This is a genomic window from Pseudomonas sp. 91RF (assembly GCF_003576265.1).
GTDB classification, from domain to species: Bacteria; Pseudomonadota; Gammaproteobacteria; order Pseudomonadales; family Pseudomonadaceae; genus Aquipseudomonas; species Aquipseudomonas kribbensis.
In genome coordinates this window covers 311,108-330,613 of sequence record NZ_QWFC01000029.1, presented here as the reverse complement: position 1 = coordinate 330,613, position 19,506 = coordinate 311,108, and the positions used below count along the sequence as shown (strand labels likewise).

At 62.0% G+C, this 19,506-nt stretch carries 14 protein-coding genes and 2 riboswitches; of the genes, 8 read left to right on the top strand and 6 right to left on the bottom strand.

Features of this window, described 5'->3' with window-relative positions:
• The first annotated feature begins 460 nt into the window (after nt 1-460).
• On the top strand, nt 461-1,534 hold the full coding sequence (locus DXT77_RS16140) for an ABC transporter substrate-binding protein (RefSeq protein WP_119428376.1): 1,074 nt from the start codon (nt 461-463) through the stop codon (nt 1,532-1,534).
• Between the two features lie 6 nt (nt 1,535-1,540).
• Here DXT77_RS16140 and DXT77_RS16135 read toward each other — a convergent pair whose 3' ends face one another.
• Entirely contained in the window at nt 1,541-1,759 is a 219-nt protein-coding gene (locus DXT77_RS16135) for a DUF2970 domain-containing protein (RefSeq protein WP_065257810.1), read from the bottom strand.
• Between the two features lie 100 nt (nt 1,760-1,859).
• Nucleotides 1,860-5,570, bottom strand: coding sequence for a methionine synthase (gene metH / locus DXT77_RS16130; protein ID WP_119428375.1), 3,711 nt, complete (start codon nt 5,568-5,570; stop codon nt 1,860-1,862).
• Between the two features lie 158 nt (nt 5,571-5,728).
• Between metH and DXT77_RS16125 the strand changes: the two genes are divergently transcribed.
• The 3 genes from DXT77_RS16125 (at nt 5,729) to nfuA (ending at nt 9,759) form a co-directional block, all read left to right on the top strand.
• On the top strand, nt 5,729-8,023 hold the full coding sequence (locus DXT77_RS16125) for a fatty acid cis/trans isomerase (protein ID WP_119428374.1): 2,295 nt from the start codon (nt 5,729-5,731) through the stop codon (nt 8,021-8,023).
• Nucleotides 8,024-8,082: 59 nt separating this feature from the next.
• Complete coding sequence (locus tag DXT77_RS16120; RefSeq protein ID WP_119428373.1) at nt 8,083-9,084, top strand: acyltransferase; 1,002 nt, start codon at nt 8,083-8,085, stop codon at nt 9,082-9,084.
• 90 nt (nt 9,085-9,174) lie between these two features.
• Complete coding sequence (gene nfuA, locus DXT77_RS16115; protein ID WP_007959519.1) at nt 9,175-9,759, top strand: Fe-S biogenesis protein NfuA; 585 nt, start codon at nt 9,175-9,177, stop codon at nt 9,757-9,759.
• A gap of 86 nt (nt 9,760-9,845) precedes the next feature.
• Here the strand turns inward: nfuA and cobM are convergent, their stop codons facing one another.
• From cobM to DXT77_RS16095, 4 genes are all read right to left on the bottom strand, one after another.
• Nucleotides 9,846-10,592 (bottom strand): precorrin-4 C(11)-methyltransferase, encoded by a 747-nt coding sequence (gene cobM / locus DXT77_RS16110; RefSeq protein WP_119428372.1) that lies wholly within the window; start codon nt 10,590-10,592, stop codon nt 9,846-9,848.
• 91 nt (nt 10,593-10,683) lie between these two features.
• The gene (locus DXT77_RS16105) at nt 10,684-11,097 is read right to left on the bottom strand and encodes a cobalamin biosynthesis protein (RefSeq protein ID WP_119428371.1); all 414 of its coding nucleotides are present in this window, start codon (nt 11,095-11,097) and stop codon (nt 10,684-10,686) included.
• Nucleotides 11,094-11,795 (bottom strand): CbtA family protein, encoded by a 702-nt coding sequence (locus DXT77_RS16100; RefSeq protein WP_085710086.1) that lies wholly within the window; start codon nt 11,793-11,795, stop codon nt 11,094-11,096. Before DXT77_RS16100 ends, DXT77_RS16105 begins: the two co-directional genes overlap by 4 nt.
• Nucleotides 11,796-11,806: 11 nt before the next feature.
• Nucleotides 11,807-12,004, bottom strand: a complete 198-nt coding sequence (locus DXT77_RS16095; protein WP_016983301.1) for a CbtB domain-containing protein — start codon at nt 12,002-12,004, stop codon at nt 11,807-11,809.
• 120 nt (nt 12,005-12,124) lie between these two features.
• A riboswitch (cobalamin riboswitch) is annotated at nt 12,125-12,345 on the bottom strand.
• 228 nt (nt 12,346-12,573) lie between these two features.
• Nucleotides 12,574-12,784: riboswitch (cobalamin riboswitch) on the top strand.
• A 98-nt stretch (nt 12,785-12,882) separates the two neighbouring features.
• Between DXT77_RS16095 and cobW the strand changes: the two genes are divergently transcribed.
• The 4 genes from cobW to DXT77_RS16075 are packed head-to-tail and all read left to right on the top strand — an operon-like array spanning nt 12,883 to nt 19,477.
• Nucleotides 12,883-13,956 carry a cobalamin biosynthesis protein CobW gene (cobW, locus tag DXT77_RS16090; protein ID WP_119428370.1) on the top strand — a complete coding sequence of 358 codons (1,074 nt, stop codon included), beginning with the start codon at nt 12,883-12,885 and terminating at the stop codon, nt 13,954-13,956.
• 3 nt (nt 13,957-13,959) lie between these two features.
• Entirely contained in the window at nt 13,960-17,808 is a 3,849-nt protein-coding gene (cobN, locus tag DXT77_RS16085) for a cobaltochelatase subunit CobN (protein ID WP_119428369.1), read from the top strand.
• A gap of 2 nt (nt 17,809-17,810) precedes the next feature.
• Entirely contained in the window at nt 17,811-18,812 is a 1,002-nt protein-coding gene (locus DXT77_RS16080; RefSeq protein WP_119428368.1) for an ATP-binding protein, read from the top strand.
• Complete coding sequence (locus tag DXT77_RS16075; protein ID WP_372238678.1) at nt 18,794-19,477, top strand: VWA domain-containing protein; 684 nt, start codon at nt 18,794-18,796, stop codon at nt 19,475-19,477. The genes DXT77_RS16080 and DXT77_RS16075 overlap by 19 nt, the downstream gene beginning before the upstream one ends.
• The last annotated feature ends 29 nt before the right edge of the window (nt 19,478-19,506 follow it).

The window sequence follows — 19,506 nt, the reverse complement described above, 5'->3', positions numbered from 1 at the left end:
TGGTGCCTCGGCAATTACGCGCGCACGGCCGCGCACTCCCTAATGGAGCCGGGGCAATATACCCGTTTGCAGTTATGCGCAAAAGTGATGTTTGAGTATATGTAAAGAACCAAATCGCCTAACGAGAACGGGTGTCAACTAACCCACATTTGTCGTGCGGACAATCATCGTCTTAACTGTGGTCGAGTCTTTCTGCAATCACCGATAAAACCGACAAGAGGCGATGCAATGAGCAATCCAACCAAGGCAAGGAAAAGCGATAGCAGTGTCGATGCGTGGGCCATTCTGTTCCTGATCATTCTGGTCGTGGGCACAGCGGTGTTCTGGGTCAGTCATCAGTAAAACGACCCCTCCGGGCCCGCTGCCGACGATTGTCGGACAAAAAGCGGGATCAGGCGCTAATGGCCGGCGATTGAATGGCTATAATGCGCGGCCATTTTTCCCCGGGCCCGGATGTTTCATGTTCAAGTTTCTCCACATCAGTCTGCTTGTGCTGGGCCTGGCCTTTGGAGTCGGCGCGCGGGCAGAGTCTGTGCTGTTTCTGAATCCGGGTGCCACCGACGAAGCGTTCTGGGTCAGCTACTCGCAATTCATGCAGGCTGCCGCGCGAGACCTGGGTGTCGATCTGCGCATCCTCTATTCCCAGCGCCAGCCCGAAATGACCCTGGCCCAGGCCCGGGTAGCCCTGCAGGGCCCTGATCGCCCCGACTATCTGATGTTTGCCAACGAGCAATACATCGCGCCGCAGATCCTGCGCATGGCCAATCAGAGCGGGGTAAAGCTGTTTATCGTCAATGCCGCTCTGACCCCCAATCAGCAAGCACTGGTCGGGGACCGGGCCGATCGGATCGGCAGCCTCGTGCCCAATGACGAGGAGGGCGGTTACCTGTTGATGAAGGAGTTAATCCGCCTGCATCCACCGGTGGCCCCCGGCGCCAGCATTGAACTGCTGGCGTTCTCCGGCCTGAAGATCACGCCGTCGTCGCAGTTGCGCGAGCAAGGCATGCAGCGGGCGCTGGCCGAACATCCTGAAGTCCGTTTGCGGCAACTGGTCTACGGCGGCTGGACACAGCAGCGCGCTTACGAGCAGGCCCGGCAGTTGCTGGTTCGTTACCCCAAGGTGTCATTGGTGTGGGCGGCCAACGACGAAATGGCCTTCGGTGCGATGCGAGCGGTTTCCGAGATCGGGAAAGTGCCGGGCAAAGACGTGCTGTTCAGCGCGGTCAATACCTCGCCTGCGGCGTTGCAGGCCATGATCGACGGACGCTTGAGCGCCTTGCTCGGCGGTCATTTCACCCTGGGAGGCTGGGCGCTGGTAGAGGTGCACGATCATGCACAGGGAGTCGATCTGAGCGAGTACGGTGGCCGCGACCGACAGATTCCCTTGCTGCAACTGATCGACAAGGATCATGCCCGCCGAATGCTGGCCATGGGCACGTCGCCGGATTACGGCGTGCACTTTCACAAGATGTCGGCGAAGGGCCGCCCGGCCTCGTACCGCTATCCGTTCAACCTGCAGACCCTGATGCACTGAGGCGGTTCAGGCGCCCGCCAGATGCACCACCAGCTGCACGATGCCAAACAGCGTCAGGGCGAACACCGCCGTGAACGCAATGCCCAGGAAGATGAAATGGCTGGGCTTGCCATGGGTGAAGTCCCTTGCCCGGTTCTTGCCACTCTGCACGCCGAACGCCGCCGCCATGACGCTGTGCAGCATCTGCCAGAAGGTCGGTGGCTTGTTGTCGACTGGATCGTCCATAAATCCCTCGTCTGCCGTGTGTGTCAGACAAGCATAGCCAACCCATGAAAAAAGACCGCAGCCTGCGGGGCAGGCTGCGGTCTTTTGTTCGGGCTTTGGGTTAGTTGTCGTAACCCAGGTTCGGCGCCAGCCAGCGCTCGGTCAGGCTCAGTTCCTGGCCTTTGCGCGAGGTATAGCTCTGCACCTGATCCTTGTCGATCTTGCCCACGGCGAAGTATTGCGCCTGCGGATGGGCGAAGTACCAACCGCTTACCGCCGCCGCCGGGAACATTGCGTAGTGTTCGGTCAGGAACACACCGCTGCGGCCGGCGCGCATTTCCTGCGCCTCGGGGTCGAGCAGGGCGAACAGGGTGGCCTTCTCGGTGTGATCCGGGCAGGCCGGGTAGCCCGGAGCAGGACGGATGCCGGAATACTGCTCTTTGATCAGCGCTTCGTTGTCGAGCACTTCGTCCTTGGCATAACCCCAATGTTCTTTACGTACCTGCTGGTGCAGCCATTCGGCGCAGGCCTCGGCCAGACGGTCGGCCAAGGCCTTGACCATGATCGAGTTGTAATCGTCGCCAGCGTCCTGATAAGCCTTGGCCACTTCTTCGGCGCCGATCCCGGCGGTGGTGATGAAACCACCGACATAGTCGGTCACTTCGCTGTCCTTCGGCGCAACGAAGTCGGCCAGGGAGAAGTTTGGCTTGCCGTCGGTCTTGATGATCTGCTGGCGCAGGTGATGCAGGCGCGCCATTGGCTTGCCGTCATCGCCGTACAGCTCGATATCGTCATCGTGTACCTGATTGGCCGGCCAGAAGCCGAACACCGCACGGGCGCTGATCAGCTTCTCGTCGATCAGTTTGGTCAGCATTTCGCGAGCGTCCTTGTACAGCGAAGTCGCCGCTTCACCGACCACTTCGTCTTCGAGGATGCGCGGGAATTTGCCGGCCAGGTCCCAGGAGATAAAGAACGGTGTCCAGTCGATGTATTCGGCCAGAACGTTAAGATCGATGTTGTCCAGCACCCGGGTGCCGGTGAAGGTCGGTTTGACCGGAGTGTAGGAAGCCCAGTCGAACTGCGGTTTTTTCGCAATCGAGGCGGCGTAGCTCAGGCGTTCGGTACGGGCGCTGCGATTGGACGTGCGTTCACGCACGTCGATGTACTCTTCGCGGGTCTTCTCGACGAAGCCGGCCTTGAGTTCCTTGGACAGCAATTGCGTCGCCACGCCCACGGCACGGGAGGCATCGGTCACGTAGACCACCGCGTCGTTGCTGTACTTCGGTTCGATCTTCACCGCCGTGTGCGCCTTGGAGGTGGTCGCGCCGCCGATCATCAGCGGCAAGTGGAAGTCCTGGCGTTGCATCTCGCGGGCCACGTGGACCATTTCATCCAGCGACGGAGTGATCAGGCCGGACAGGCCGATGATGTCGCATTTCTCTTCGCGGGCCACCTGCAGGATCTTCTCCGCCGGCACCATCACGCCGAGGTCGACGATGTCATAGCCGTTGCAACCCAGCACCACGCCGACGATGTTCTTGCCGATGTCGTGCACGTCGCCTTTTACCGTGGCCATGAGGATTTTGCCCTTGGCTTCCGGCTTGTCGCCTTTTTCCAGTTCGATGAACGGGATCAGGTGGGCCACGGCCTGTTTCATCACGCGGGCGGATTTCACCACCTGCGGCAGGAACATTTTGCCGGCGCCGAACAAGTCACCGACGATGTTCATACCAGACATCAGCGGGCCTTCGATCACTTCGATCGGGCGAGCGAAGGACTGACGGGACTCTTCGGTGTCCTCGACGATGTGGGTGGTGATGCCTTTGACCAGTGCGTGCTCCAGACGCTTGTTGACGTCCCAGCTACGCCATTCTTCGGTCTCGGCTTCCTTGACGCTGCCGTCGCCCTTGTACTTGTCGGCGATGGCGAGGAGGGCGTCGGTGCCTTCCGGCGTGCGGTTGAGGATCACGTCCTCGACGGCGTCACGCAGTTCCTGCGGGATCTGGTCGTAGATTTCCAGCTGACCGGCGTTGACGATGCCCATGGTCAGGCCGGCGCGGATCGCGTACAGCAGGAACACCGAGTGAATCGCCTCGCGCACCGGGTTGTTGCCGCGGAACGAGAACGACACGTTGGACACTCCGCCGGAGCTCAGGGCATACGGCAGCTCGTCACGGATGTAGGCGCAGGCGTTGATGAAGTCCACAGCGTAGTTGTTGTGTTCTTCGATACCGGTGGCCACGGCGAAGATGTTCGGGTCGAAGATGATGTCTTCCGGCGGGAAGCCGACTTCGTTGACCAGAATGTCGTAGGAGCGTTTGCAGATTTCTTTTTTGCGCGCTTCGGTGTCGGCCTGGCCGGCTTCGTCAAACGCCATCACCACCACGGCAGCGCCGTAGCGTTTGCACAGTTTGGCGTGGTGGATGAACTGCTCGACGCCTTCTTTCATGCTGATCGAGTTGACGATGCCCTTGCCCTGAATGCACTTGAGGCCGGCTTCGATCACGTCCCATTTCGAGGAGTCGATCATGATCGGTACGCGGGAGATGTCCGGTTCACCGGCAATCAGATTGAGGAAGGTCACCATGGCCTTCTTCGAATCGAGCATCCCTTCGTCCATGTTGATGTCGATCACCTGGGCGCCGGCCTCGACCTGCTGCAGGGCGACTTCCAGGGCTTCGGTGTAGTTGTCTTCGCGGATCAGGCGGGCGAATTTGGCCGAGCCGGTGATGTTGGTCCGCTCGCCGACGTTGACGAACAGCGAGCTGCGATCGATGGTGAACGGCTCCAGACCCGACAGGCGGCAAGCCTTGGGAATGTCCGGAATCTGCCGTGGCGCGTAACCGGCGACGGCTTTGGCGATGGCTTCGATGTGGCCAGGGGTGGTGCCGCAGCAACCCCCGACGATGTTGAGGAAACCGCTCTGGGCGAATTCTTCGATGACCTTGGCGGTGTCCACCGGTAGCTCGTCGTACTCGCCGAATTCGTTCGGCAGGCCGGCGTTCGGGTGCGCCGAGACGTGGGTGCTGGCCTTGTCCGACAGCTCTTCCAGGTACGGACGCAGTTCACGGGCGCCGAGGGCGCAGTTCAGACCGACCGAAATCGGCTTGGCGTGGGCCACGGAGTTCCAGAATGCTTCGGTGGTCTGGCCCGACAGGGTACGGCCGGAGGCGTCGGTGATGGTGCCGGAAATCATGATCGGCAATTCGATGTGCAGCTCTTCGAACACGCCTTGCACGGCGAAGATCGCAGCCTTGGCGTTGAGGGTGTCGAAGATGGTTTCGATCAGGATCAGGTCGGCGCCGCCCTCGATCAGGCCTTTGGTGGCCTCGGTGTAGTTTTCCACCAGTTCATCGAAGGTGACGTTGCGGTAGCCCGGGTTGTTGACGTCCGGCGACAGCGAGCAGGTACGGCTGGTCGGGCCGAGGACGCCGGCGACGAAACGCGGCTTGTCCGGGTTCTCGGCGGTCTTGGCGTCGGCCACCTTGCGCGCCAGTCGTGCGCCTTCTACGTTGAGTTCGTAGGCCAGCTCTTCCATGCCGTAGTCGGCCATGGAAATGCGGGTGGCGTTGAAGGTGTTGGTTTCCAGGATGTCGGCGCCGGCGTCCAGATAGGCTTTCTCGATGCCGCCGATCACGTCGGGACGGGTAATGACCAGCAGGTCGTTGTTGCCCTTGACGTCGCTCGGCCAGTCGGCGAAGCGCTTGCCGCGATAATCCTGCTCTTCGAGCTTGTAGCTCTGGATCATCGTGCCCATGCCGCCATCGAGTATCAGGATGCGCTCTTTGAGGGCTTGCTTGAGAGCTTGAAGGCGGACGCTGCGATCGGACATTGGGACTACTCGAAAAAGACCATGACGAAGGAGCGGGATCATAACAAACCTGTGCGGATTTAGAGCATGTGGCGCTTTTGCATGAATATCGCTCATGTTGGCACGGGCGTCATAACGGTAGAATCGCGGCGTTTTTATTCAGGATCAGGATCAGGGATATGTCGTACCGCGTCGTCAGCATGGTGTTGCTGTTTTTGAGCTTTGGCGCGGCGGCGCAAAGTCCTGCGATCTCGCCTGCCATTTCTTACACCCGCGACATCCAGCCGATCTTCACCGAGAAGTGCGTGGCCTGCCATGCGTGCTACGACTCTGCCTGCCAATTGAACCTGGGCAGCGGTGAAGGCGCGGCCCGTGGCGCGAGCAAGATGCCGGTCTACGATGGCGAGCGCACCCAGGCAGCGCCGACCACGCGGCTGTTCTACGACGCTTTTGGCAAACGTGCCTGGCAGCAGAAAGACTTCTATTCGGTGCTCGACGCCCAGGGCAGTCAGGCGGCGCTGATGGCGCGCATGCTGGAGCTGGGGCACAAAACGCCGCTGACACCCAACGCCAAACTGCCGGAAGACATCGTCCTCGGCCTGCAACGGGAAAACATGTGCGCGATGCCCGCCGAGTTCGACGGCTATGCCGGTGCTCACCCGAAAGAGGGTATGCCGCTGGCGGTGACCGGCCTGACCGATCAGCAATACCAGACGTTGCAGCGCTGGCTGGCGTCCGGTGCGCCAATCGATGAGCAAGGCCTGGCGCCGAGCGCCAAGGAAGCGCTGCAGATCGTTCAATGGGAAAACCTGCTCAACCAGCCGGGTGCGCGGGAGAGTCTGGTCGGGCGCTGGCTGTTCGAACACTGGTTCCTGGCGCACATCTACTTCAAGGACGGCGAGCCGGGGCACTTTTTCCAGTGGGTGCGTTCGCGCACGCCGACCGGCCAGCCGATCGATCTGATTGCCACCCGCCGTCCCAATGATGATCCGGGCACCCAGGTGTATTACCGCCTGTGGCCGGTGCAGGGCGTGATCGTGCACAAGACCCACATCACCTATCCGCTGAGCGCGGCGAAGATGGCGCGGGTCAAAAGCCTGTTCTACAACGGCAACTGGCAGGTGCATGCGCTGCCGGGCTACGGGCCGCAGAGCCGGGCCAATCCGTTCGCCACCTTCGAGGCGATTCCGGCCCAGGCGCGGTATCAGTTCATGCTCGATAACGCCGAATACTTCGTGCGTACCTTCATCCGCGGCCCGGTGTGCCGTGGGCAGATCGCGACCGACGTGATCCGCGACAACTTCTGGGCGCTGTTCCAGGCGCCGGAACATGACCTGTACATCACCGACCCGAACTATCGCGGCCAGGCCACGCCGTTGCTGGCCATGCCGGGGCAGAACGACGATGTCGGCAGTGTCCTGAGCCTGTGGCACGACTACCGCAACAAGCGCAACAAGTACGAAGCCCTGCGCCGTGACAGCTACGCCGACCAACCGGCACCGAGCTGGTCGACCCTGTGGGCGGGCAACGACAATGCGCTGCTGAGTATCTTCCGCCACTTCGACAGCGCCTCGGTGACCAAAGGCCTGATCGGTGAAGTGCCACAGACCATGTGGCTGTTCGACTATCCGTTGCTGGAACGCACCTATTACCAGCTGGCAGTCAATTTCGATGTGTTCGGCAACGTTTCCCATCAGGCGCAGACCCGGCTGTACTTCGACTTGATCCGCAACGGCGCCGAACAGAACTTCCTGCGCCTGATGCCGGCCGACTCCCGCGAGGATTACCTCGACGATTGGTACCAGAGCAGCGGCCAGTTCAAGATGTGGCTGGATTACGAGTCCATCGACGACGACAAGCCGACCGCGCTGAAACTCGACGAAAAGGACCCGAAACACGACTTCGCCATGCAGTTGCTCGCTCGCTACGGCGACCTCAACGCACGGCCCGATCCGATCAACCGCTGCGTGGACGCCTACTGCTCGCGGCCGAACATCGACCCGGCGCTGCAAAATGCCGAACAGGCCCTGAGCCGCCTGACGGCGCGTCCTGCGGCGGGGCTGAAGGTGATTGATCAATTGCCGGAAGCGACCATGCTGCGCATCGAAACCCGCAGCGGCAAACGCGAGGTCTACAGCCTGCTGCGCAACCGCGCCCATAGCAACGTGGCGTTCCTGCTCGGAGAGTCACTGCGCTATCAGCCGGGGCTCGATACTCTGACCATTTATCCGGGCGTGCTCAGCAGCTACCCGAATTTCATGTTCAACATCCCGGCGGACCAGGTGCCGGCGTTTGTCGATGCCATGGAAAGCGCCAGGGATGCGCCGCAGTTCGAGAAGATCGTCGAACGCTGGGGCATCCGCCGCAGCCATCCGCAGTTCTGGTTTTATTTCCATGATCTGAGCCAGTACATCCACGAAACCGACCCGGTCGAAGAGGGCGTGCTGGACATGAACCGGTACGAGAATCTTTGATCGTTTGAACGATGGCCGCTGTCCCAATCCTGTGGAGTACGGGATCGGGAGCGCCATCGATGTTGATTTCAGTGCAGGCCTTGCGAGCGCTCGCCGCGTGGACGGTGGTCTGCCATCACTTCATGCAGATTTTCTTCGACTTCGAGGCGCGCGGGCCGATAGGGCAGTTGTTCATCGACAAGGGCGCGGTGGGCGTCGATATCTTTTTCGTGATCAGTGGACTGGTGATTTTCCTGTCCACCGAAGGCAAGGCGCTGCCGCCGGCTCGGTTTCTGCTGTATCGGCTGTTTCGGATTGTTCCGGCGTATTGGCTCTACACCGTGCTGATGGCGTTGCTGGTGGTGTTTGCCCGGCCGCTGCTGCCGGATCAGACGGTGGACTGGCGTCATTTGCTGCTGTCGTTGCTGTTTATCCCGACGGAAAACCCCGGCGGCTACGGGATCTACCCGACCCTAAATGTCGGCTGGACGCTGAACTACGAAATGCTGTTCTACGTGCTGTTCGCCTGGGCGCTGCTGTTTCGGCTGCAAGTGCGCCTGCTGGTGGTCGCGGCGCTGTTGTTTGCGGTGTGCCAGGCCTGGACCGGGTTTGGCTGGGTCAGCGAGTTTTATCGCTCGGACATCGTTTACGAATTCCTGCTAGGGATCGGCATCGGCATGCTCTATCGTCGTGGCTGGATCGGGCCAGCGCTCTGGCTGCCGTTGCTGGGGATCGGTGTGGCGTTGCTGGCGATCTATCACCTGCCGCCAGAACCCCGATTGCTGAATTGGGGCGTACCCAGCGCGGTGCTGGTCATGGGATGCATGGCGCTGGAGCGTTATGTCGAACGCAGCAGGCTGCTCAAGCTGCTGGGCGACTGTTCGTACTCGGTGTATCTGATGCACGTGCTGGTGCTGTCGGCCGGCGCTTATCTGGCCCGACGCTACGGGATCAACCCGTATTCGATGTTTATTGTCTGTGCGCTGGCCATCGGTATCGGTTCGTGGCTGAGTTACGAATGGATAGAAAAACGCAGCTATCAGTGGCTTAAAGCGCGGATTGACGGCGAACCTGGCGCTTAGCCGATTTGCGAACTATTCCTACGTAAATACTAGGACTTTGTGCCGCGCGCCGATTGGCGTAAACTCCGCCCAAGCCTGCGAGGAGTTTCCATGACCGCTATTACCATTACCGACGCCGCCCATGATTACCTGGCCGATCTGCTGTCCAAGCAGAACACCCCGGGCATCGGCATCCGCGTCTTCATCACCCAGCCTGGCACCCAGTACGCCGAAACCTGCATTGCCTACTGCAAGCCGGGGGAAGAAAAACCTGAAGACACCGCACTGGGGCTGAAAAGCTTCACTGCCTATATCGACTCGTTCAGCGAAGCGTTCCTCGACGATGCTGTCGTCGACTACGCCACCGACCGCATGGGCGGCCAGCTGACCATCAAGGCGCCTAACGCCAAAGTCCCGATGGTCAACGCCGACAGCCCGATCAACGAGCGCATCAACTATTACCTGCAAACCGAAATCAACCCGGGGCTGGCCAGCCACGGCGGTCAGGTCAGCCTGATCGATGTGGTTGAAGACGGCATTGCCGTGTTGCAGTTCGGCGGCGGCTGCCAGGGCTGCGGCCAGGCGGACGTGACCCTGAAGGAAGGCATCGAGCGCACCTTGCTCGAGCGCATTCCGGAACTCAAGGGCGTTCGCGACGTGACCGACCACACGCAGAAAGAAAACGCCTACTACTAAGGCGTTCGCTGCGGCAAAAAAAACGGCGCCCCGTGAGCGCCGTTTTTTTATGTCAGAGATTCAGCGCCCATATTGCGAGCAGGCCGTCATGGGCGGTAAAGATGTGCATGCCCCGCGCGATACAGCGACGACTCACTGAAATGATCGCTGCCCAACACCCGCCCGACCAGAATCAACGCCGTACGCCGAAAGCCCTTGGCGGCCACCTTCGCGGCAATATCCTCCAGCGTCCCCGTCACCCAGTCCTGATCCGGCCACGTCGCCCGGTGGATCACTGCAATCGGGCAATCCGCGCCGTAATGCGGCAGCAGCTCGGCGAGGATCTTCTCCAGATGATTGACCCCCAGATGAATCGCCATGGTCGCCCCGTGCTGCGCCAGGTTGCCCAGTTCTTCCCCGACAGGCATCGCAGTCTTGTCTGCGTAACGGGTCAGGATCACGCTTTGCGAGATGTCCGGCAATGTGAGTTCGGCGCCCAGTAGCGCGGCGCAGGCGGCGGTCGCAGTGACACCGGGTATGATTTCGAACGGGATTTGCAGCTCGCGCAGATAGCGAATCTGCTCGCCGATGGCGCCATACAGGCTCGGATCGCCCGAATGCACCCGCGCCACATCCTGACCCTTGGCGTGGGCGGTCTTGATCAGGTCGATGATCTGTTCCAGATGCAATTCGGCGCTGTTGACCACGGTTTCTGCCGAATGACCTTCCAGCACCGCCGCCGGCACCAGCGAACCTGCATAGATGATCACCGGGCAGCTGCGGATCAGCCGCTGGCCTTTGACAGTGATCAATTCCGGGTCGCCGGGGCCGGCGCCGATGAAGTAAACGGTCATCGTTGGATCCTGTGAAAGTAGGGCGGGTCGAGGCTTCAAGAGCACTTCAGATGAACAATGCTCATGATCGAAAGCGGGGATTATCGGGAATTTACGCCGCGCCGGCCAACGCCAGGGTTGCCTGAGCGTACTTTTGCCGGGAAATCAGCAGTTTTGCCGGGGCTTGAATCAGCTGTTCGGCGAGCGCCAGTGCAGCGCTTTCCGCCACCCCGTAGCAACCGGTGCGTTCGAAGGCGATCTGTGAATGGTGACTCAGTCGTTGCTGATAACTGGCCAGTTCCTCGCTGCTGAAATACAGCAACGGCAGTGCCAGTTGTGCCGCCAGTTCCTGCAGGCCGGGTTCGTCGCGTTTCAGGTCGATGCTGGCCAAAGCCCTGACCGCTTCGAGTTCGATGCGATGCGCCTGCAAGGCCTGGTCGAGCAAGGCGCGCAGCGTACTGGCCGGGCAGCCGCGCTGGCAGCCCAGGCCGACCACGAAGGTCGGCGCTGCGCTGTCATCGGTCATGCGTGGTATTGACCATCGCTTTTGCGGCGGAACAACCAGGCGCTGATCAGGCCCAGGGCCAACCAGAACGCCACGTTGGTCAACTGCGAAGCGATTTTGAACTGAGCTTCCAGTGCTTCCGGCGCGAGCATCGAGTGCACTTCCGGTTGCGGTGCGCCGATTACATGCGGCACGGCAAGGATCGCCACGCCGAGGATCTTCAGCAGCCAGTTGCCGCCGAACGCGATCAGCGCCAGGCCGACAGCGGTCGACGCGGCGGTGCCGATCCACCACATCTGGCGCGATGCCAGGTCAGCGGCGGCAGTACCCGGCAGTTCAGGGGGCAGGCCCATGGTCGGAGCGAGCACAAAAGTCGCGTAACCGGCCAGACCCCAGAGCAGGCCTTGCGAAGTTTTGGTCGGCGCACGCAGGGTATACAGGCCCGCCAGCATCAGGGCGAAACCTACGGCTACCACCAGGTTGCCGCCCGTGGTGGAGACCACGCGCTGCCAGCCGTTTTCCGGTTCCCAGGCTTCGGCATCATGGGTGTGGGCGGCGGTACCTGCGGCGTGTTCGTGAACTTCGGCCACCGGCTCGGCCTTCTCGTAGGTTTCGGCCTGAAGAATCAGCGGCGACACCCAGAAGCTTTGCAGCAACGTCAGGAGCAGGGCAGCCAGAAGGCCGGTGAAACCTGCGGTCTGCGCAATACGCTTGATCATGTCGTCAGGTCTCAGTGGCACGGGAACGCGGCGCTGTGGCGGGTATCGTGCGCAGCGTTGTGCACCGCTTCGATGTGCGAGAAACCGGCGAAGTAGACCAGGCTGGCGCCCAGGATCGAAGCGAAGATCGCAGCGGTCAGGCGTTGGCTCAGGGTGGTGGTGCTGGAGATTTTGTCCGTGTTGCTGCCGGTGCTGCTGATGATCGACATGGCGCTTCCCTCTGGAGTGTCAGCGGGTGAATGGAGCGCATGAAAACCCCTGCGAGCGGGCACGCAGAGGTTCGAACAGCGCCCGCCCACCGCGGGTTTGTTATGTTCAGTGACGCAGAATGCGCACTGTGTGTTGCGGGCCGGTCTCCGGGCTCGCGAGGGGTGGCTGTCTGCCGACCTGCAAGCGTCACCTTCCCATGCCCGTGGGCACAGTGGATCTGACGCTCTCTCGCTTACCGTTGCGGGGGCAGCACCGGACTGACATGGCTTTAGAGTAAAGCACATGATTCACCGGTTTCCCGTTTCACCCTTTGCAGGGCACCCGTAACAAGTTGTGTAGGAGACCATGGGCTGGGGTTTTTAGTCAATTGAATGGGGTGAGGTCTGTTTGGATAGGGGGGGCATATCCGTTGCTTCGGGAGCTGCCGCTGGCGGTTTCGCTCTTACAGCGAGTCACTTTTGGGGCGTTTGCCAAAAGTGACCCGCCGTAAGGGCGGAACCCTAAGTGGCCATAACCGCAGCAACGGATATGCCCCCAATCCAAACATTGACCGGTCAACACACGATGCGTAGCCTTGCGCTTTCGAGGTTCTTCGGCCCAGGCCGAAGCTAAGAAGGGAACGCGGTCCAAGCCGCGGCTGCCCCCGCAACTGTGAACGGTGCTGTTCGCTGCCACGCCACTGCCAGCTCAATCCAGAGCCAGCGGGAAGGCGCAGCGAATACCGGGCCAAGGCCCGAACACCGTCAGCCAGGAGACCTGCCTCGTCACAGATTCTCACTTTCAACCGGGCGGGGTGATCCGGTGGCGAACTCTCCAGGCACGCACTTGCGTTGCCGGTCTCGTCCCGTATGCCCGCCACCTTGCCAAAGGGCATCCGATGAAAACACTGGCCAAACTCCCCGTCACCATCGTCACCGGTTTCCTCGGCTCGGGTAAAACCACCTTGCTGCGGCACATGCTCGACAACGCTCAGGGCCGCCGCATCGCGGTGATCGTCAACGAGTTTGGCGAGCTGGGCATCGACGGTGAAATCCTCAAGCAGTGCACCATCGGCTGCACCGAAGAAGAAGCCACCGGTCGCGTCTACGAACTGGCCAACGGCTGCCTGTGCTGCACCGTTCAGGAAGAGTTCTTCCCGGTGATGCGCGAACTGGTGGCCCGTCGCGGCGACCTCGACCACATCCTGATCGAAACCTCGGGCCTGGCCCTGCCGAAACCACTGGTGCAAGCCTTCCAGTGGCCGGAAATCCGCAGCGCCTGCACCGTGGACGCGGTGATCACCGTGGTCGACAGCCCGGCCGTGGCCGCCGGCACTTTCGCCGCGTTCCCGGACCAGGTCGATGCCCAGCGCAAACTCGATCCGAACCTGGACCACGAATCGCCGCTGCACGAACTGTTCGCGGACCAACTGGCCAGCGCCGACCTGGTGATCCTCAACAAGGCCGACCAGACCAGCCCTGAAGATCTCGCTCGCGTACGCCTGGAAGTCGCCGAAGAGCTGCCACCAGCGGTAAAAATCATCGAAGCCAGCAATGGTCGCCTGCCGCTGGACGTGTTGATCGGCCTCGGTGCCGGTTCCGAAGAACACATCGACAGCCGCCACAGCCATCACGATCACCACCACGGTGAAGGCGATGACGATCATGATGACCACGATCACGACGCCTTCGACTCGATCTCCATTGAACTGCCGCAAGCCGAAGAAAGCCTGCTGCTCGTTGCGTTGACGCAACTGGTGGTTCAGCACGGCATCCTGCGGGTCAAAGGTTTCGCGGCGATCCCGAACAAGCCGATGCGCCTGCTGATCCAGGGCGTGGGCACGCGTTTCGACAAGCACTTCGACCGTCAGTGGGGTGCCGATGAAGCGCGTATCACCCGTCTGGTATTGATCGGCCAGGAACTGGACGCTGCCCAGCTCGAAGCGCAACTGCGCGCCGCGCTCAGCGTTTAAGCCATGCACCTGCTCAGGACCCAGCCCGGCGGTTTCGTGTCGGATGACAACATTGCCGACCTTGGACAAACCCCCGCCGAGCTGGTGATCCTGTGCAGCGGCGACTCCAGCCTCGCGCTGCTCGCGGAAGCGGCGGAGCAACTGCCCGACGATTACCCGAGCGTGCGGCTGGCCAACCCGATGCAGGTGCAGAATCATGCGTCGGTCGATCTGTACGTCGATGAAGTGCTGCGCCACGCCAAGGTCATCCTGATTTCGCTGCACGGCGGCATCGCGTATTGGCGTTATGGCGTCGAGCGGCTGGTCGAGTTGTCCGAGCGTGGCGTGCAGGTGATTCTGGTGCCGGGCGATGATCGTCCCGACCCGGAGCTCAGCGACTTGAGCACCGTGGGCGCCGAGGATCGCGACCGGCTCTGGCAGTTTCTGCGTCAGGGCGGCATGGGCAATGCGCTGGATTTCTTCCGCTGTCTGGCCAACCGCTGGCTGGCGCGGGATTACGTGTGGGGCGAGCCGCAAACCCTGCCGCGCACGGCGATTTACCACCCGAACAAAAACACCGCCGCACTGAGCGACTGGCAAGCCGATTGGCTGCCCGGTCAACCGGTGGCGGCGGTGTTGTTTTATCGCTCGCATTTGCAAGCGGCGAATACGGCGTTTATCGACGTGTTCTGCCAACGGTTGCAGGCTGCCGGACTCAATCCGCTGCCGATGGCCGTGGCCAGTCTGAAAGAGCCCGGCTGCCTGTCGGTGGTCGAGGACTGGCTGGATGAAGTCGAGGTCGCGGTGATTCTGAACACCACCGGTTTCGCCCAGTCCAGCCCGGAAGCGCCGCATCTGCGGCCGTTCCGTCGCAACATCCCGGTGATCCAGGCGATCTGCGCTCAGGACAACGAGCCCGGCTGGCGCGACAGCGAGCAGGGGCTTGGCCCTCGTGATCTAGCGATGCACATCGCACTGCCGGAGCTGGACGGCCGGATCATCAGTCGGCCGATCAGCTTCAAGGATCTGGCCTGGCGCAGCGAGCGCAGTCAGTCCGATGTGGTCTGCTATCGGGCGCAGCCGGAGCGCATGGATTTTGTGGCCGAACTGGCGCGACGCTGGGTCGATCTGGCGCGGGTGCCGAACGTTGAAAAGCGCATCGCCTTGATCCTCGCCAACTACCCGACCCGGGACGGGCGCATCGGTAACGGCGTCGGCCTCGACACGCCGGCCGCCGCGCTGAATATCCTGCGGGCGTTGCAGGCTGAGGGTTATCCGCTGCCGGCCGAATTGCCGGACAGCGGCACCGAGCTGATCCAACAACTGCTCGGCGGCGTCAGCAACGACCTCGACACCCTCGATCAGCGTCCGTGTCAGCAAAGCCTGGCGATGGACGATTACCTGACGATGTTCAACGCGCTGCCCGAAGCCAATCGTACGGCGGTGCTGGAGCGTTGGGGGGCGCCGCAAAACGATCCGATGTGCCGTGACGGGCGGATGATGATCGCCGGCCTGCGGTTTGGCCTGACCTTCGTCGGCATTCAGCCGGCGCGGGGTTATCAGGTCGATCCGAGCGCGGTGTATCACGATCCGGACCTGGTGCCGCCGCACGCGTACGTCGCGTTCTATTTCTGGCTGCGCCAGACCTACGGCGCCCACGGCGTGATCCACGTCGGCAAGCACGGCAACCTCGAATGGCTGCCGGGCAAAGGGGTGGGTCTGTCGGAGAATTGCTGGCCGGATGCATTGCTCGGGCCGCTGCCGAACGTCTATCCGTTTATCGTCAACGATCCGGGCGAGGGCGCCCAGGCCAAGCGTCGCACACAGGCAGTGATCATCGACCACTTGATGCCGCCGCTGACCCGTGCCGAAACCTACGGCCCATTGCGCAATCTTGAACTGCTCGCCGACGAGTATTACGAAGCGCAATTGCTCGATCCGCGCCGCGCCCGTGAATTGCAGCGCGACATCCTGCAACTGGTGCGGGATACGCAGATCGATCGCGAACTGCAACTCGACGAAGGCCTCGACAGCGATGCCGATGCGGCGATCTGGCTGCCGCGTCTGGACACTTATCTGTGTGATCTGAAGGAATCGCAGATCCGCGATGGTCTGCACATTTTTGGCGAGTCGCCGAGCGGGCGTTTGCGCATCGACACCTTGCTGGCGCTGCTGCGGATTCCGCGTGGTGATGGCAAGGGTGCGCAATCGAGTCTGTTGCGGGCGCTGGCCAAGGCGTTTCAGTTGGGGTTCGATCCACTGGATTGCACTTTGGCCGAGCCCTGGACTGGCCCGCGTCCCGAAGAGCTGCAGACGGTTAGCGGAGAATTGTGGCGCACCGCAGGGGATACCCGCGAGCGCCTTGAACTGTTCGCCACCCAGATGATCTCCCAGTCACTGCCATCCCCCTGTGGGAGCGAGCCTGCTCGCGATAGCGGTGTGTCATTCAAAACGGAATGGTCTGATCTGACGCCATCGCGAGCAGGCTCGCTCCCACAGGAGCCGCGCTGGGTTGAAGTCGGTGCAATCCTCGACAACCTGCGCGAAGTGATCGCCCCACGCCTGGACGCCTGCGGCCCGGCCGAAATGCGCGGTCTGCTCGACGCTCTGAGCGGTCGATTTGTCCCGGCAGGCCCAAGCGGTGCACCGAGTCGCGGTCGCCTCGATGTATTGCCCACCGGGCGCAATTTCTATTCGGTGGACGTGCGCAACCTGCCGACCACCACTGCGTGGCGGATCGGTTTCCAGTCCGCCACGCTGATTCTCGAGCGACACCTCCAGGATCACGGCGATCACTTGCGCCAGCTCGGCCTGTCGGTCTGGGGCACCGCGACCATGCGCACCGGCGGTGACGACATCGCCCAGGCCATGGCACTGATGGGTGTGCGTCCGGTTTGGGCGACGGGCAGTCAGCGCGTCGATGATTTCGAGATTCTGCCGCTGAGCCTGCTCGACCGGCCTCGGGTCGATGTCACGTTGCGGGTCTCCGGTTTTTTCCGCGATGCGTTCGCCAACCTGATTCGTCTGTTCGACGCCGCCGTGCAAGCCGTGGCGGAACTGGACGAGCCAAACGATCTCAACCCGTTGGCCGCCAAAGTGCGTGCCGAACGCGAGGCGTTGCGCCAGTCCGGGCTGGATGAAGAAGCGGCGCGGCGTCAGGCCGGCTGGCGGATCTTCGGCGCCAAACCCGGCGCTTATGGCGCGGGCGTGCAGGGCGCCATTGACGGTCGTCTGTGGCAGACCCGTGAGGATCTGGCCGAGGTCTACCTGAACTGGGGCGCCTACGCTTACGGTGGTTCCGACGAAGGCACCGCTGCCCGCGAGCAGTTCGTCCAGCGCCTGAGCCAGGTGCAGGCCGTGCTGCAAAACCAGGACAACCGCGAGCATGACTTGCTCGATTCCAACGATTACTACCAGTTCCAGGGCGGCATGCTGGCTGCCGTGGAAAGCCTGCGTGGTGAAGCAGCGGCCAGTTACCACGGCGATCACAGTCAGCCGGATTTGCCGAAGATCCGCACCTTGAAAGAAGAGCTGAACCGGGTGATCCGCTCCCGGGCGGCGAATCCGAAATGGATCGACGGCGTCAAACGCCACGGCTATAAAGGCGCGTTCGAACTGGCGGCGACGGTCGATAACCTGTTTGCCTTCGATGCCACCACCCAACTGATCGACGATCATCAGTACGCATTGCTGGCCGACGCCTATCTACTGGACCCGGCGACCCGGGAGTTCGTGCGCGAGCATAATCCCCACGCGCTGCGCGACATGACCGAGCGCATGCTCGAAGCGCAGCAGCGCGGGATGTGGCAGGAACCGGGTGCTTACAAAGACGCGCTCGAGAACCTGCTGCTGGATATAGAAGAAGAGAGCTGAACATGACCGACATTCCACATTTCCCGCTCTCCGCCGTGGTCGGCGCCGATGATCTGAAACTGGCGCTGTACCTGACCGCCATCGACCCGAAGATCGGCGGCGTGCTGATCGAAGGTCCGCGTGGCATGGCCAAGTCGACCCTGGCCCGGGGGCTGGCGGATCTGCTGGCCAGCGGTCAGTTCGTCACCTTGCCATTGGGCGCGACTGAAGAGCGGCTGGTCGGCACGCTGGATCTGGATGCGGCATTGAGCGACGGCCGCGCGCAGTTTTCTCCCGGCGTACTGGCCAAGGCTGACGGCGGTGTGCTCTATGTCGATGAAGTGAACCTGCTGCCGGATCATCTGGTGGACCTGCTGCTCGATGTAGCCGCCAGCGGCACCAACCTGATCGAGCGCGACGGCATTTCCCATCGGCATTCGGCGAAGTTCGTACTGATCGGCACGATGAACCCGGAAGAGGGTGAGTTGCGCCCGCAACTGCTCGATCGCTTTGGGTTGAACGTTGCTCTGAGCGGACACACGGCGCCAGTCGAGCGCGGGCAGATCATTCGCCGTCGGCTGGATTTCGATAGCGATCCGCAGGCCTTTTGCGGTCATTGGGAAACCGAGCAGCAAGCCCTGCGCGAGCGCTGTGAAAACGCCCGCAATGCCTTGGCGAATATTCCTCTCGACGATGAAGCGTTGGCACAGATTACCGAGCGTTGCTTTGCTGCCGGTGTCGATGGCCTGCGTGCCGATCTGGTCTGGCTGCGTGCCGCGCGGGCTCATGCGGCGTGGCGTGGTGCCGAAGCGATCGCCGAGCAGGACATCGATGCGGTCGCCGAATTTGCACTGCGTCATCGTCGCCGCGAACAGTCCTCATCCCATGCGCAGTCTACAGCGCAATCGCCGTCCGGCTCCCAGGCCGAGCCGAGTGCAGGGCAGGGGCAATGGGGTGAAATGCCGGCGCCGGCCCTGGCCACCGGCGCGCGCCGCGAAGTCCCTGTCTGGCCAAAAAAGCCTTAGGCATTCGCCCCCGATCCGACGCGGGGGCGAATGCCAGACCCCGCGCCGGACGCCTGGACAATGGTCGGCAAGGCAAGCGACACGCGGCCCGCAGCGGTTCGGTCAACTGGCCGGGCACCTTGCTCAATGGCCGCCCGAAAGTGCGCGCGGACCTGCTGTTTCAACTGCGCACCCGCACACCCCATGAACTGTGGCTGGTGATCGTCGATGCCTCCGCCTCTACCCGTCGTCATCAAGCGTTGAGCGATGCCAAGGGCGTGCTCGCGCAATTGTTCGACGATGCTTACCGGCAACGGGCGCGGCTCGCCTTGCTGACTGCCAGTGGCGCAGCGCCGAAATGGCAGGTGCAGGGTTTGAAAGCTTCCAGCGGATTGCGAACGTGGCTCGATGATTTGGGCGCGGGAGGCGGCACGCCATTGCTGGCGGCGCTGAACGAGGCCGAACACTGGCTGACGGTGCGCCGCAAACGATTCCCCGCCGAACAACAGCGCCTGCTGGTGCTCACCGATGGTCGTTTGAAAGAATGCTCGGGATTGCCGGTGCTGGCCTGTCCGGGCCTGTTGATCGATATCGAGCGCGGGCCGATCCGGTTGGGCCGGGCCAGACAGTTGGCGACCGCACTGGACGCGGATTACAGGCATATCGACGATTTATTGTCTGTCTGATGTCTATGCTGCATCCAGCCCACATCACA

Coding starts and splice junctions, on each gene's coding strand:
- DXT77_RS16100 (WP_085710086.1), bottom strand. CDS start 11,795: ATGATCAAGCGTATTGCGCAGACCGCAGGTTTCACCGGCCTTCTGGCT.
- cobN (WP_119428369.1), top strand. CDS start 13,960: ATGCACCTGCTCAGGACCCAGCCCGGCGGTTTCGTGTCGGATGACAAC.
- DXT77_RS16140 (WP_119428376.1), top strand. CDS start 461: ATGTTCAAGTTTCTCCACATCAGTCTGCTTGTGCTGGGCCTGGCCTTT.
- DXT77_RS16125 (WP_119428374.1), top strand. CDS start 5,729: ATGTCGTACCGCGTCGTCAGCATGGTGTTGCTGTTTTTGAGCTTTGGC.
- cobM (WP_119428372.1), bottom strand. CDS start 10,592: ATGACCGTTTACTTCATCGGCGCCGGCCCCGGCGACCCGGAATTGATC.
- DXT77_RS16120 (WP_119428373.1), top strand. CDS start 8,083: ATGTTGATTTCAGTGCAGGCCTTGCGAGCGCTCGCCGCGTGGACGGTG.
- DXT77_RS16135 (WP_065257810.1), bottom strand. CDS start 1,759: ATGGACGATCCAGTCGACAACAAGCCACCGACCTTCTGGCAGATGCTG.
- cobW (WP_119428370.1), top strand. CDS start 12,883: ATGAAAACACTGGCCAAACTCCCCGTCACCATCGTCACCGGTTTCCTC.
- metH (WP_119428375.1), bottom strand. CDS start 5,570: ATGTCCGATCGCAGCGTCCGCCTTCAAGCTCTCAAGCAAGCCCTCAAA.
- DXT77_RS16095 (WP_016983301.1), bottom strand. CDS start 12,004: ATGTCGATCATCAGCAGCACCGGCAGCAACACGGACAAAATCTCCAGC.
- DXT77_RS16080 (WP_119428368.1), top strand. CDS start 17,811: ATGACCGACATTCCACATTTCCCGCTCTCCGCCGTGGTCGGCGCCGAT.
- DXT77_RS16105 (WP_119428371.1), bottom strand. CDS start 11,097: ATGACCGATGACAGCGCAGCGCCGACCTTCGTGGTCGGCCTGGGCTGC.
- nfuA (WP_007959519.1), top strand. CDS start 9,175: ATGACCGCTATTACCATTACCGACGCCGCCCATGATTACCTGGCCGAT.